The 13,995-nt window shown below is 37.8% G+C and carries 14 protein-coding genes; 5 read left to right on the forward strand and 9 right to left on the reverse strand.

Annotated features, from left to right (window positions below):
- Positions 1-93 precede the first annotated feature (93 nt).
- Both IGL86_RS08250 and IGL86_RS08255 read right to left on the reverse strand, forming a co-directional pair.
- Positions 94-459 (reverse strand): DUF1033 family protein, encoded by a 366-nt coding sequence (locus IGL86_RS08250; RefSeq protein ID WP_002356966.1) that lies wholly within the window; start codon positions 457-459, stop codon positions 94-96.
- A 97-nt stretch (positions 460-556) separates the two neighbouring features.
- Positions 557-1,126, reverse strand: a complete 570-nt coding sequence (locus tag IGL86_RS08255; protein WP_002356965.1) for a TetR/AcrR family transcriptional regulator — start codon at positions 1,124-1,126, stop codon at positions 557-559.
- Between the two features lie 132 nt (positions 1,127-1,258).
- On the opposite strand from IGL86_RS08255, the gene IGL86_RS08260 reads away from it, so the two are divergent.
- On the forward strand, positions 1,259-1,774 hold the full coding sequence (locus tag IGL86_RS08260; protein ID WP_002362073.1) for a YbhB/YbcL family Raf kinase inhibitor-like protein: 516 nt from the start codon (positions 1,259-1,261) through the stop codon (positions 1,772-1,774).
- A 16-nt stretch (positions 1,775-1,790) separates the two neighbouring features.
- Complete coding sequence (locus IGL86_RS08265) at positions 1,791-3,029, forward strand: multidrug efflux MFS transporter (RefSeq protein ID WP_002356962.1); 1,239 nt, start codon at positions 1,791-1,793, stop codon at positions 3,027-3,029.
- Positions 3,030-3,208: 179 nt separating this feature from the next.
- Here the strand turns inward: IGL86_RS08265 and mnmA are convergent, their stop codons facing one another.
- From mnmA to IGL86_RS08285, 4 genes are all read right to left on the reverse strand, one after another.
- A complete protein-coding gene (gene mnmA / locus IGL86_RS08270; protein ID WP_002362075.1) occupies positions 3,209-4,333 on the reverse strand; it encodes a tRNA 2-thiouridine(34) synthase MnmA in 1,125 nt (374 codons plus the stop codon).
- A gap of 225 nt (positions 4,334-4,558) precedes the next feature.
- Complete coding sequence (locus tag IGL86_RS08275) at positions 4,559-4,903, reverse strand: DUF1831 domain-containing protein (RefSeq protein WP_002356959.1); 345 nt, start codon at positions 4,901-4,903, stop codon at positions 4,559-4,561.
- A 67-nt stretch (positions 4,904-4,970) separates the two neighbouring features.
- Positions 4,971-6,116: a cysteine desulfurase family protein gene (locus IGL86_RS08280; protein WP_002360007.1), complete on the reverse strand. Its 1,146-nt coding sequence runs from the start codon at positions 6,114-6,116 to the stop codon at positions 4,971-4,973.
- A 156-nt stretch (positions 6,117-6,272) separates the two neighbouring features.
- A complete protein-coding gene (locus IGL86_RS08285; protein ID WP_002362076.1) occupies positions 6,273-7,247 on the reverse strand; it encodes a ribose-phosphate diphosphokinase in 975 nt (324 codons plus the stop codon).
- Positions 7,248-7,459: 212 nt separating this feature from the next.
- Between IGL86_RS08285 and IGL86_RS08290 the strand changes: the two genes are divergently transcribed.
- From IGL86_RS08290 to IGL86_RS08300, 3 genes are read left to right on the forward strand one after another with little or no spacing between them, the layout of a single operon-like run.
- A complete protein-coding gene (locus IGL86_RS08290; RefSeq protein WP_033625996.1) occupies positions 7,460-8,209 on the forward strand; it encodes a metal ABC transporter ATP-binding protein in 750 nt (249 codons plus the stop codon).
- Positions 8,206-9,075 carry a metal ABC transporter permease gene (locus IGL86_RS08295; protein WP_002369145.1) on the forward strand — a complete coding sequence of 290 codons (870 nt, stop codon included), beginning with the start codon at positions 8,206-8,208 and terminating at the stop codon, positions 9,073-9,075. Before IGL86_RS08290 ends, IGL86_RS08295 begins: the two co-directional genes overlap by 4 nt.
- On the forward strand, positions 9,062-9,988 hold the full coding sequence (locus IGL86_RS08300) for a metal ABC transporter substrate-binding protein (protein ID WP_002356954.1): 927 nt from the start codon (positions 9,062-9,064) through the stop codon (positions 9,986-9,988). Before IGL86_RS08295 ends, IGL86_RS08300 begins: the two co-directional genes overlap by 14 nt.
- 54 nt (positions 9,989-10,042) lie before the next feature.
- Here IGL86_RS08300 and IGL86_RS08305 read toward each other — a convergent pair whose 3' ends face one another.
- The 3 genes from IGL86_RS08305 to IGL86_RS08315 form a co-directional block, all read right to left on the reverse strand.
- Positions 10,043-11,581: an ABC-F family ATP-binding cassette domain-containing protein gene (locus tag IGL86_RS08305; protein WP_002362078.1), complete on the reverse strand. Its 1,539-nt coding sequence runs from the start codon at positions 11,579-11,581 to the stop codon at positions 10,043-10,045.
- A gap of 369 nt (positions 11,582-11,950) precedes the next feature.
- Positions 11,951-13,144 carry an amidohydrolase gene (locus tag IGL86_RS08310; RefSeq protein WP_033625997.1) on the reverse strand — a complete coding sequence of 398 codons (1,194 nt, stop codon included), beginning with the start codon at positions 13,142-13,144 and terminating at the stop codon, positions 11,951-11,953.
- Between the two features lie 14 nt (positions 13,145-13,158).
- The gene (locus IGL86_RS08315) at positions 13,159-13,992 is read right to left on the reverse strand and encodes a MetQ/NlpA family ABC transporter substrate-binding protein (RefSeq protein ID WP_002366917.1); all 834 of its coding nucleotides are present in this window, start codon (positions 13,990-13,992) and stop codon (positions 13,159-13,161) included.
- Positions 13,993-13,995: the final 3 nt, after the last annotated feature.

Raw genomic sequence — 13,995 nt, forward strand, 5'->3', positions numbered from 1 at the left:
ATACCAAATATTGGTTCGATTTTCTCTAAATTCCGAGAATAGAAAAAGAGTTTAAAGAAAATTCCCTGAGGTTTTTCTTTAAACTCATGCGTTTCAAATAACTTTCCGTTTGCAGAATTTTGTTTTGCCAAAATGATTGGATATTGTGGTAAACTCAGCTTTATTTTCAAAAGTAACTGCATGATGATTTTCTAGTAATGCTAAACCGAAGTATTGTTGTAAATCTTCATCGCATTCTTCACACCAGCGTTCTTCCCCATCATTCCAGAAAGCCGTTAAATAATTAGGCTTTGTGTTGACGTATGTATAATTCTGAGAAAGTTTTTGCCAAACTTCCACATAATATGTCTCTGCATCGGTCAAGTTATCGAAGGTTTTTTCTTGAACAATGTCCTCTTGCCAATCATCAAAAAACCACCAAGGTTCATTGTCGCCATACATTGTAATTACTTGATACATTGAACCGCTCCTTTTTTTGCTACTGTAGGTATCATAGTCACTTTCTGAAAAAGTTGCAAGGATTTGGTTTCGGACTGAGAAATTTTTGAAATTTATTTTATCCTGCTACTTCTAAAGAAGCAATAAAATCTTCAATCATGCGACGATAACTTTCTTCCGGCGTGGCTTCTTCGCGTTGAAAATAACCTAAAAAACGTAAGGTAATATAGCCATGGATTAAACTACGTAATTCTCGACTTTTGTGCAGTCGTTCTTCATTATTAAATGGATAAAAAGCTAAAAGTTGTAAGATAATTTGATTGGTTTCATGGATGCCTTCAATTAATTGTTGGTTTTGCGTTTTCGGCACACTGATAAGTAATTCATAGACTGCAGAATTTTCAAAAGCAAATTGTTGGTACGTTTCAGCATATATCCGAATTGCTTCTGCGCCACTCTTACCCACTAAGGCTCTTCGCAATGCATCATTTAATTCTTGAATTAACAAGTCCACTAGAGCATTTTTTACTTCAGCAATATTTTTAAAGTGATTATAGAGTGAAGGATACTTGATGCCTAAATCAACGGCTAAATTTTGAAAGGTTAATTGTTGAACGCCCAATTCTTCCGCTAGGTTGCGGGCACTTTCAAGGATTTTGGCTTTCGTTAAATTCCGTTTTTTTGCCATCTTTCTGACGCCTCCAATTCTTAAATTTTGGACAAGTATTAGTTTATCATATCTATTGACTCTTTTTAAACTATAAATTATAGTTTATAATAATAATTTGTAAACATCATTTTTGAAAGAAGGCTGTTTGGCATGCATATTACCAACCGTTCTCATTTGGCCGATCGTTATGGCAAACGAACCAGTGCAGAATTTTTATTACACGAACGTCCTATTTTATCTTTTCCTATTTCTTTAGCGGCCATTCCTAAAGAAGCCCGCTATTTATCCTGGGAATTAATTGATTATGACACGATTCCTCTAATCGGTTTCCCTTTTATTCATTGGTTAGCTGCCAATGTTCCTGTAACCAATGAGATTCCTGAAGACTTTAGTCGAACAGCACTCAAGCCTACCATTCAAGGAAAAAATAGTCTTGCTTCTCCTTTGGGGAAACAGATGATTCCAGCGCTTGCCACTGAAACGTTACCTGAGTTAACCGAACGTTATCTGGGGTTAAGTCCTCGCTCTGGTGTGCACACCTATACGTTATATGTATACGCTACAAAAAATCCACTAAATTTAAAAGAAGGCTTTTTTGCGAATGAATTGCATCAAGCATTGAATGATCAACGACTCGCCAAAGCCAAATTTGAATTTCTTTACTAGAAAGTGAGGAAATAGAATGTATGAATTAATTAAAAGTAAAATTTTCCGTCCAAGACAACCTTGGGAAAAAAATCTGCTTGTTTTATGGTTTGGCACATTTATGGCTGGTATTGGCTTTAGCTTAGTGATGCCATTTATGCCTCTTTATATCAACACATTAGGTACTTTTACCCACCAACAATTGAATTTTTGGAGCGGAATCACGTTCTCCTCCACTTTTTTAGTCACGACCATTGTTTCACCTTGGTGGGGCCGTTTAGCCGACCGAAAAGGACGCAAGTTAATGTTATTACGCGCTTCATTAGGGATGGCTATCGTCATTAGTTTAATGGGCGCAGTCACAAGTGTTTATCAATTGATTGGCTTACGCTTATTACAAGGTGTTTTTTCTGGTTATATCAGTAATGCGACTGCGTTAGTTGCTACAGGCACACCTAAGGAAAAAAGCGGTCAAGTGCTTGGTACTTTAGCCACTGGTTCTGTTACCGGCACGTTGCTTGGTCCTCTTTTGGGCGGTGTCACTGCGTCTATTTTCGGTTATCGGCCAACCTTTTTCATTACTGGTACGATTTTATTACTCGTCTTTGTTTTGAGTCTCGTCTTTGTCCATGAAGAGTTTGTGCCAATTGAAAAAAATCAAGCCGCATCTGGGAAACAAATTTTAAAAAAACTAGAACATCCCCACGTGATTCTTGGAATGTTTATTACGACATTAATCATTCAAGCTTCCAATAATTCAATTAGTCCCATCATCAGTTTATATATTCAACAATTGTTGGGTGGTCACGGAAATGTCACCTTAATTAGCGGAGTCATTGCTTCTATTCCAGGGATTGCAACGTTAATAGCCGCCCCACGTTTCGGCCGCTTAGGCGATCGTATTGGCAGTGAACGTATCTTGACAATTGGCTTAATTTTAGCCATTTTCGTTTACCTACCAATGGCCTTTGTTCAAAATGTCTGGCAACTTGCCATGCTTCGTTTCTTAGTTGGGATTTCCGATGCCTGTTTACTACCAGCTGTTCAAACGTTGATCACTCGTTATTCCCCAAGTGACGCTGCAGGTCGTATTTTCAGTTACAATCAATCTTTCCAAGCGACAGGAAATGTGATTGGTCCTATGATTGGTTCAAGCGTATCTGCCGCTTTCGGTTATCGTGGGGTCTTTATTTCCACTTCTTGTCTGGTTCTCATTAACCTTCTATGGGTTCGTCGAAGCACCGCCGAATTAAAAAAAGAGAAAAATGATGACTAAGTTATACACAGAAAAGTTATCCACAATTTGAATTTTTAATTTTTCTCTTTTTCTTATTTTAAAAAAAATAGGCATATAAAACAAAAAAGAAAAGCGGATATTTACTGGTTTTATAACCAGCATATCCGCTTTTCTTTTGGTTAACTTCATCCTTTTTGTTTCACAACTCGTGAAACTTTTCAGACGTATTGTAGTTCTTTTTCATCTTGGTAGGCGCGATCAATTAAGCCGCCCCCTAAGCATTCCATCCCATCATAAAAAACAACAGCTTGACCTGGAGTGACTGCGCGCGCTGGTTCCTTAAACGTAACGGTTGCTTTTGTGCCATCTTCAGATAAGGAAACATGCACTGGGATATCTGCTTGACGATAACGGAATTTAGCCGTACAGTCAAACTCTTTTGGCATTGGTGTATCAACAGTAAAATGAACCTCACTAGCTTCTAAATGTGTTGCATATAGTTTTTCATGGTGAAATCCTTGTCCCACATATAATGTATTGGTGGTTAAATCTTTCCCAATTACAAACCATGGTTCTTGTGTTTTACCGCCGCCACCAATTCCTAAGCCTTGGCGTTGACCGATAGTATAATACATCAGACCATCATGTTGTCCTTTGATTTCGCCATCTTCTGTCACCATGTTGCCTTTTTTAGCTGGTAAATAATTACTCAAAAATTCTTTGAAATTCTTTTCACCAATAAAACAAACGCCCGTTGAGTCTTTTTTCTTGGCTGTGGCTAATCCAGCACGTTCAGCAATTGCACGAACTTCTGATTTTTCCATGCCACCCAATGGAAACATTGTTTTTGCCAATTGGGCTTGTGATAATTGGCTTAAAAAATAGGTTTGGTCTTTATTATTGTCAATTCCACGTAACATATGCACTACGCCATTTTCATCCGTTTCTACTTGCGCATAGTGGCCAGTTGCAACATAGTCAGCGCCTAGTTGCATAGCATAATCTAGGAATGCTTTAAATTTAATTTCTTTATTACACATGACATCTGGATTTGGTGTCCGTCCTAACCGATATTCTGCTAAAAAATATTCAAACACACGGTCCCAATATTCTTTTTCAAAATTGACCGAATAATACGGAATCCCAATTTGATCCGCTACTTTTGCGACATCTTTATAGTCCTCAGTTGCGGTACAGACACCATTTTCGTCTGTATCGTCCCAATTTTTCATAAAGATCCCAATTACATCATAGCCTTGCTCTTTTAAAAGCAACGCTGTGACAGATGAATCGACACCGCCACTCATGCCTACCACGACACGCGTTTTGCTGTTATCTGCCATTTTATCACCATCATTTCAATTAGATTCTGAAATCATCCACGATTTGAAGGTCGTAACTTTTCAGTGCTTTTCATTATACTATTTTTTTGAAATAAGTAAAGCAAGCCGGGCGTATAATGAGAAAATACTTGGAACAAAGACACAGCCAACAAGCTGTTGCTTTCAAATAAACAGAAAACCTGAAGGAACAAGCTACTTTCACTTGTTTCTTCAGGTTTCTCTAAGTTATTCTACTTTCTCTAATACACCACGGCTAATTAAGCCATCCATTAAGAAAAAGTATTTTTCTTTACTCATTTCATGTTGTTCATTCTTGAAAATATTCATTGGTTTTAAACCATTTGCCGTTGTAATGGACATTTTCAACTCTTTTAGATCAGCAGTGATCGTAATTTTTAATTTGAAGCCTTCATTTCTCTGAGGCGTTGGATCTAAGGAACGAATCAATTGAAAGTTCCCTGATTTTGTTTCAGTAAAGCCGTTATCTTTTAATGTATAGCGTTTTGCACTAGGATGTACTTTGTAAAAAACTGTTGAGCCTTCAACAGCAGCCGTTGTTGTAAATGCCATGGGTTCCACCTCATTATTTTCATTGTTATCTTCATTATAGCGAAAACCTGTAGCTGCCGCAATCAGATTATTTTTTCAATTGTTGAATCACTGCAACTAGTACTTCAGAAAAAGTCGCAATTTCTTCTGGTGTGTTCCCGTAGCCAAAACTAATCCGGATTGATTCTTTAATAGCCGAGGAATTTTCTCCATACATCGCTGTCAACACGTGCGAAGGATCCACAGTTCCCGCTGTACAAGCCGAGCCTGTTGAAATCGCAATACCTCTTAAGTCCAAATGCATTAAGAGCAAATCACTGGGAATTCCTTTTAAATGAAGATTTAAGACATGCGCTAAACGATTGGTTGGTTCACCATTAATTGAAAAATCAATATTGGCTTCTTCTAACGCTTTTAAAATAATCGTTTGAAAACTTTGATAGGCTGTTTTTCTTGCTTGCTTTTCTGCAGAAGTTAGTAATGAAACGGCAGTACCCATGCCAATAATTCCAGCTAAGTTTTCCGTGCCCGCACGTCGTTTTTCTTCTTGTTCCCCACCATGTAAAAGAGGTGGTAATTGGATTGCATCGCTTTTAAATAAAAAACCTACGCCTTTTGGACCATTGATTTTATGAGCGGAAATACTTAATAAGTCGATCCCTAATTCATGAGGTAAAATGACTTCACTTCCATAAGCTTGGACGGCATCTGTATGAAAAATCGCCGAATGATTTTTAAGAATTGCACCAACTTCAGCAATCGGTAATCGATTTCCAATTTCATTATTGCCATACATCATTGAAACCAAGATCGTTTCTTCGCGTAAAGACTTTTTGAATTGATCCATTGAAATCTGACCATTTTCATTCACAGGCAAGTAAGTCACTTCAAAGCCTAACGTTTCTAAGTATTCCATCGTTCGTAACACAGCGGGATGTTCAATTGCCGTAGTAATAATATGTTTTCCTTCCTTTTGACGAGAAAAAGCAACTGCCAAGATGGCTGTGTTATCCCCTTCTGTGCCACCACTATTAAAAATAATTTCGTGGGGTTTGGCTTGTAAGCTCTCGGCAATCGTTTGACGCACTTCTTCCAGAAGACCGTGTGCCTTTCGTCCAAACTGATGAATACTTGATGGATTGCCAAAAGTCGTTTGCATATTTTCAGTCATCGCTTGAATGACCGTTGGATGAAGCGGTGTTGTTGCCGCATGATCTAAATAAATGGGTTCCAAATGACTCGTCCCTTTCCTTATGTTCTGGCGTTATTCTAGCATAAAAAGCTTAAAACACAAAATCAGAATACTTTCTCTTCTATTTATAAAAGAGATAAGAAAAATAGGCCCAACACTATTAAAGTTGTTAGACCTATTTCTAGTTTAAGGAATCACTTATTCTCCTTTTGGTTCTAAACGGAATAATGGACTCATTGGTTTATTTTCATGAATACGAAGTAACGCTTCCCCCATTAACTCAGCGCAAGAAATAATATTCAAGGTTGCTGGTTGGCGGTCTGCTGTCGTATAAACAGAGTCAGTAATACTAATTTCCTTAATCGGCGCATTTTCTAAGGTTGCTTTTGCGCCTTCTGATAACAAACCATGCGAGGCGCAAGCATACACTTCTTGCGCACCATTTTTCATTAAAACTTCCGCCGCTGTGGCTAACGTTTGACCAGTATTCAAAATGTCATCAACAAGAATACATTTTTTCCCAGCGACATTCCCAATAACGTAACCTTCTTGGCGCACCCCATCAATCTCTTCATGGTCGACAATTGCTAAGGTCGCATCTAAGTACTCCGATAAACTACGTGCGCGTTGAACGCCACTGTTTTTAGGCGAAACAATCACAATTTCTTCCCCTACTAATGCTTGTTGACGATAATAATGAGCAAACAAAGGCATTGTAAATAAATTATCTACTGGGATATCAAAAAATCCTTGGACTTGAACAGTATGCAAGTCTAATGTTAACAAACGTGTTGCGCCTGCCTCTACTAACATATTAGCAACTAATTTCGCAGTAATGGGCTCTCTTGGTTTCGCTGTGCGGTCTTGGCGAGCATAACCATAGTAAGGCAAAATAACATTAATTGTTTTTGCGCTAGCACGTTTTAATGCATCAATTAAAATAAGCAATTCCATCAAATGATCATTTACAGGGGCATTCGTTGCTTGGATGATGTAGACATGATCGCCACGAATACTTTCTTCAATATTAATTTGAATTTCGCCATCACTAAATTGGCGCACGGTGCTTTTTCCTAATTCTGTTCCTACTGATGCTGCGATTTTTTCAGCAAGTGGTCGATTTGCATTTAAACTGAAGATGCGTAAGGTGTCATCTTGATAGTTTTCGGTCATGATATCCTCCGTCAATATAAAATAATAGTCGTTTTCATTCATATTCTACCATTTTTTGTCATAAAAATCATGGGATCCTCCTTAATTTATTGAAAGAAACGGTTTTCTTTGTGAAAAAAGCGCTTGTATTTAGGCGTGCCTAAAAATTATTTGCATTTTCTTAAACTATCCCTTATACTGATTTTAAGGCAAACCTAAAAAGGAGGAATTTCATGAGAAAAAGCTTTAACTTAGCTGTTCAAGCGTTAACCGTTCAATATCAAGGACGGACCGCTTTAAATAATATCCACGTTACTATTCCCTCCGGTAAAATTACTGGAATTATCGGACCAAATGGTGCTGGAAAGTCAACATTTATTAAAGGGTTATTAGGCTTGATTAAAACAAAGGAACGTGATGTTTTGTTAAATAATCAAGCGATTGACCAACAAAAAACAACCATTGCCTATGTAGAACAACGTAGCGCCTTGGATCTTAGTTTCCCCATTTGCGTTTTTGAAACGGTCTTGCTAGGAACCTATCCAAACTTGGGACTATTAAAACGCCCAGGAAAGAAAGAAAAGCAAGCAGCCATGGCTGCATTAAAAATGGTGCAATTAGAAGACTATGCGCAACGCCAGATTGGCGAACTTTCTGGTGGCCAATTACAACGTGTGTTTATCGCCCGTGTTTTGGCCCAAGGTGCTGAGGTGATTTTTTTAGATGAACCTTTCGTCGGCATTGATATGTCTAGTGAAAAAGTGATTATGGATATTCTCAAATCATTAAAAAATCAAGGTAAAATGATTATCATTGTTCACCATGATTTGCACAAAGTGTCCCACTATTTTGATGAATTAATCGTTTTGAAAAACCGGCTAATTGCTGCGGGTCCTGTTGAACAAACATTTACTGCAGAAACGCTCCAAGAAGCATACGGTGATTTGTTAGGTGATTTATTAATACAGGGGGTTGCAAAATGATTGCTGCATTTATTGATGGTTTATTCCGTTATCAATTTTTACAAAATGCCCTTTTGACGTCTGTAATTGTCGGACTCATTTCAGGGGTAATTGGTTCATTCATTATTTTACGTGGGATGTCTTTGATGGGTGATGCGATTTCCCATGCCGTTTTACCAGGAGTCGCTGTTTCTTATATGTTTGGTTTCAATTATATTTTTGGCGCTTCTATTTTTGGCTTATTAGCTGCATTATCAATCGGCTTTATTACCCAAAAAAGTCCACTAAAAAATGATACTGCCATTGGTGTTGTCTTTAGTTCTTTTTTTGCTTTAGGGATTATTTTTATCTCTTTTGCAAAAAGTTCCACCGATTTATATCATATTCTGTTTGGAAATGTATTAGCGGTCGCAGATACCGATATTTTAATTACTTGTGTCGTCGGCGTGATTGTTTTGATTTTTGTGGCATTGTTTTATAAAGAGTTGCAACTCACTTCTTTTGATCCCACAATGGCTCAGGCTTATGGTTTAAATATTCAATTTTTCCACTATGCATTGATGTTTTTACTAACACTAGTCGCTGTTTCTTCTTTACAAACCGTCGGAACTATTTTAGTCATTGCCATGCTGATTACGCCAGCAGCAACAGCTTATCTATTAACAAATCACTTACCGACAATGATTGGCTTAGCCTCTACTTTTGGGATTTTAAGTTCAGTGATTGGCCTATTCTTCAGTTATTCTTATAACTTAGCTTCTGGTGCGACGATTGTTTTAACCGCCGCCTTATTCTTTTTATTGGCTTTCTTTTTCTCACCAAAGAAAGGCCTAGTATTTGTAAACCGTGAGAAAGAAATGGAGGAATCAACGAATGAAAAAATTTAGTTTATTTTTTTTAACACTTTTAGCAGGGTTAACGTTAGCTGCTTGCGGGAATCAAGCAGCTGAAAAGAAAGAAAAATTAGCAATTGTGACAACGAACTCGATCCTATCTGATTTAGTGAAAAATGTTGGGCAAGACAAAATTGAGCTGCATAGTATTGTGCCAATTGGGACAGACCCTCACGAATATGAACCGTTACCAGAAGACATTGCGAAAGCTTCTGAAGCGGACATTTTATTCTTTAACGGCTTGAACTTAGAAACAGGCGGAAATGGCTGGTTTAACAAATTAATGAAAACGGCCAAAAAAGTTGAGAATAAAGATTACTTTTCTACAAGCAAAAATGTTACGCCACAATATTTAACAAGTGCCGGTCAAGAACAAACAGAAGATCCGCATGCTTGGTTAGACATTGAAAATGGCATTAAATATGTAGAAAACATTCGTGACGTGTTAGTAGAAAAAGATCCAAAAAATAAAGATTTCTATACAGAAAACGCGAAAAATTATACCGAAAAACTTAGCAAACTACATGAGGAAGCCAAAGCTAAATTTGCTGATATTCCTGATGATAAAAAATTATTAGTTACAAGTGAAGGTGCCTTTAAATATTTCTCCAAAGCTTATGATTTAAATGCCGCTTATATTTGGGAAATTAACACAGAAAGTCAAGGAACACCTGAACAAATGACCACGATTATTGATACCATTAAGAAATCAAAAGCACCTGTGTTATTTGTTGAAACCAGTGTCGATAAACGTAGTATGGAACGGGTCTCAAAAGAAGTGAAACGACCAATTTACGATACACTTTTCACAGACTCTCTTGCCAAAGAAGGAACAGAAGGCGATACGTACTACAGCATGATGAACTGGAATTTAACAAAAATCCATGATGGCTTAATGAGTAAATAAATAATAAAGAAGAAAGAACCAAGTTGACTCCCCCTCAACTTGGTTCTTTCTTCTTTATTTAACTAATTCCTCAATATCAATTACTCGATCCACAATTTCCTCATAAAAATCTGCTTCATGGGAAACCAGAAAAACCGTTCCTGGGTAAACGTGAATTGCTTCTTGTAAACTTTTTTTGGCCGCTTCATCAATATGATTGGTTGGCTCATCTAAAAATAACAAATTACTTGTTTGCATCATTAGTTCCGCTAGTTTTACTTTTGTTTGCTCACCACCACTTAACAGGGCTAACGACTGCATTGCTAGCTTATCTGGTAAACCTGCCCTAGCCAAATGACTTCTTCGCTCTTTAATCGTTGTATCTGGAAAACGATCTGATAAATAGTCTAGCGGCGTTAACTGCTCATTAGGCCACGCTAAGTCTTGGGTAAAATAAGCAATTTTTGTATTCAGCGGATAATGAAATTCTCCATCTAATGAAGGAATCACTTTCGTCAATGTTTTAATTAATGTTGATTTGCCAATCCCATTAAAGCCTTTCAATGCGACTTTTTCACCGACATGAACCATTAAATCTAACGGTTCTAACAAAGGTTCCCGATAGCCGACAACTAACTTCTGGGTCGTTAGTGCTTGCGTTGCAACTAACCCTTGATAAGGAAATTCAATCGCTGGCTTAGTCAAGGAACCTGGCGGAGTCAATCGTTCCAACCGGTCCAATTGTTTTTGTCGACTTTTAGCCATCGTTGCTCGATTTCCAGCTTTGTATTTACGAATATAGGCTTCCATTTTTTCAATTTTTTCTTGTTGGGCCTGATACTGTTTCAAATAGGTTTGTTTATTCTGCTCTTTTTGTGCAAAAGATTTTTCTACATTTCCAGTATATTTGGTTAATTTGCCAAACTCAATATCTGCGATGCAATTCGTCACTTCATTTAAAAATTGATAATCATGGGAGACTAATAGAAAGCTTCCTTCAAAATTATTCAGATAGCGAACAAGCCATTGAATATGTGTATCATCTAAATAGTTGGTGGGTTCATCTAAAAGTAACACATCAGGGGCCTCTAACAATAATTTTGCTAAAATCACTTTTGAACGTTGACCACCGCTTAGCTCCCCTAACTTTTTATCCAAACCAATTGCTTGTAGTCCTAACCCATTGGCTAAATCCTGAATAATCGTGTCGATTTGGTAAAAATTACTTTCATCTAAATCTGTTTGTAACTTGCCTGCTTGTTCTAAAAGTTTTTCCGAAGCCGTTTGACTGTATTCTTCATAAAGCTTTGTCAGTTTCGCTTCTTTATCAAAAAGTTCTTGAAAGGCTTGTTTCAAAAAATCAACCATCGTTAGTGATTGTTCTACAGAAACGTGCTGATCCAAGTACCCAATCTTGCAATTTTTTTGCCACTGAATCGTTCCTTCGTCTGGCAATACTTCCCCCGTTAAAATTTTAATTAAGGTGGATTTGCCGACCCCATTTTGGCCAGTTAAGCCTAAATGATCCCCTTTATTCACTTGCAATGAAGCCTCTTCATACAAGACCTTTTCGCCAAATCGATGCGTTAAATGTTCAATAGTTAAAATACTCATTTTCGTCACTTCTTTCTTGTTAACTGATTATTTTGGGACAACAAAAAAAGAACCACGTCTGCACGTCGTCCATCCTGACAGAAATCCCGACAACCGCTTGTACGTACACTCAAATAAGACTAGCTTTTCTAGTCAAAAAATGTCCTATCAAGCGATGAAGAAATTAATTGCTCGGCTCCACAACAGTGCTTCATCTGTTCTTAAACTATCGGGAGCTACTTTTCTTGTTAATTTATCAGTTAAAACAAAAAACATGTGAATCACCTTTCTTATGCTTGTATTCTACCATAGAATGACAAGAAAGCAAGCCACGTTGGTTTATAACGAAAGGAGCCCAAAAACCATCATTTTGTCGGCTCCCTATCCCTATTATTCTGATAAATAATTTAATGCATAGCGTACGTGGTACTCTGCTGCTAAAAGTAAGGCACGTTCATCAATATCAAATTGTTCATGATGGTGTCCAAAATGAGTAGCAGGATTTTCAGGGTTTCGTGAACCGACCCGTCCATAGATACCAGGAATTACCGCTAAGTAATCAGCAAAATCATCCGCCCCTAAACTTTTAGGATGATCGGTCACAACATTTTCAAAACCAACAATTTCACTGGCTACCTGCTGTGCACGGATGGTTGCTTGTTCTTCATTAATTAATGGATTCGCTGCTGCATAAACAGAAAAATCAGCAATTTCTGTGCGATGAGACTGGGCAATTTCATGGGCAATTTCTTCGACTCGTTGTAAAACAAATTGGCGCGTTTCCTGACTAAATGTTCGAACAGTACCTTCAATGGTTGCCTGGTTTGCTACAATATTATAGCGTGTTCCTGCTTGTAAAACGCCAATTCCTACTACGACAGAATCTAAAGGATCAATCTCGCGAGCTACAATTTTTTGTAATTCCACAACGATACTGGCCGCTGCTAAAACAGCATCTCGGCCATTCTGTGGTTGGGCGACGTGACTACTTTGACCACTGACTTCAATTTTAAAAATATCACAAGAGGCGTTGGTGGCGCCTTTGGTAGCGACTAATTTCCCGACCGGCACACTAGAATCTAAATGAATCCCAAACACTTGGTCGATTGCTTCTAAATAATTTCCTTCCACAAATTGTCGAGCGCCTGCACCAATTTCTTCAGCTGGCTGGAAGGCCAGTTTAACCGTTCCTGAAAAGGTATCCTGATGTTTTTTGAGCACTTTAGCTGCACCTAGCAATGCTGCCGCATGACCATCGTGTCCACAAGCATGATTGAGTCCTGGATTTTTAGAAGCATAGGCAGCACCTGTTGCATCTGGCAATTCCAACGCATCAATATCTGCACGTAACAAAATCGTTTTGCCAGCGCCAAGACCTCCTTCAATGGTTGCTAAAACACCCGTTTCCCCTACTTCTACAAAAGGAATAGCTAAGGCTAGTAGTTCTTCTTTAATTCGCTTAATCGTTTCATATTCTTTTAAACTTGCTTCAGGGTATTGATGAAAATGACGTCTTAAATGGATTATCCATTCCTTTTCTGTAGCAATAGCTTCTTGGATTGTTTGAATCGTTGTTGTACTCATTATAAATGCCTCCTTTATTTTTTACCAAATGTTTCCCAGGCTGGAACATTGGCGCCTTTTGATGTTTCTGCAATGACCTTTTTCGTTTCTTCTTGTTGATATTCTTCTACAACTTTTTGATAAAGTTTATTCTCTTGATCTTCTTCTCGGGCCACGACAATGTTCACATAAGGTTTCGCTTTTTCGTTTACAGGTTCTAAGAAAATAGCATCTTTATCTGGTGTATACCCAGCATCGACAGCCATGCCGCTATTAATCACTGAAGCATCGACATCTTGTAAAGCACGCGCTGTTTGCGTAGCATCTAATTCAGTTATTTTCAATTGGCGTTTATTTTCAGTAATATCACTGACAGTCGGTAGTTGCTGTTTCGCAGGATCTACTTTTATCAGTCCTGCAGTTTGTAATAAAATTAACGCCCGCCCACCATTCGTTGGGTCATTAGGAATAGCAATTTCTCCGCCGTCTTTAATTTTCGTGATATCTTTCAATTTATTAGCGTAAATTCCCAATGGTGCATTGACTGTATTGCCAATTGATACTAATTTCGTCCCATGTTCTTTATTGTAATTGTCTAAAAAGATTTGATGCTGAAAGGCATTTAAATCAATTTCTTTTTCTGCTAATGCTGCGTTTGGTTGCGTATAGTCTGTAAATTCTACCAATTGTAGATCAATATTTTTCTTTTTCAAACGGTCTTTGACCGATTCCCATTCATCATTTTTTGTTCCTACAACCCCTAGTTTAACGGTTTCTGTCTTAGTATCCTTCGCAGACCCCGATGCACAACCTGCAATCGTAAAAGCTAATACCCCAATAAGTCCAATTAATTTACTAAATTTTTTCATTTG

It is taken from the genome of Enterococcus sp. DIV0774, assembly GCF_050539095.1.
Taxonomy (GTDB): domain Bacteria; phylum Bacillota; class Bacilli; order Lactobacillales; family Enterococcaceae; genus Enterococcus; species Enterococcus faecalis.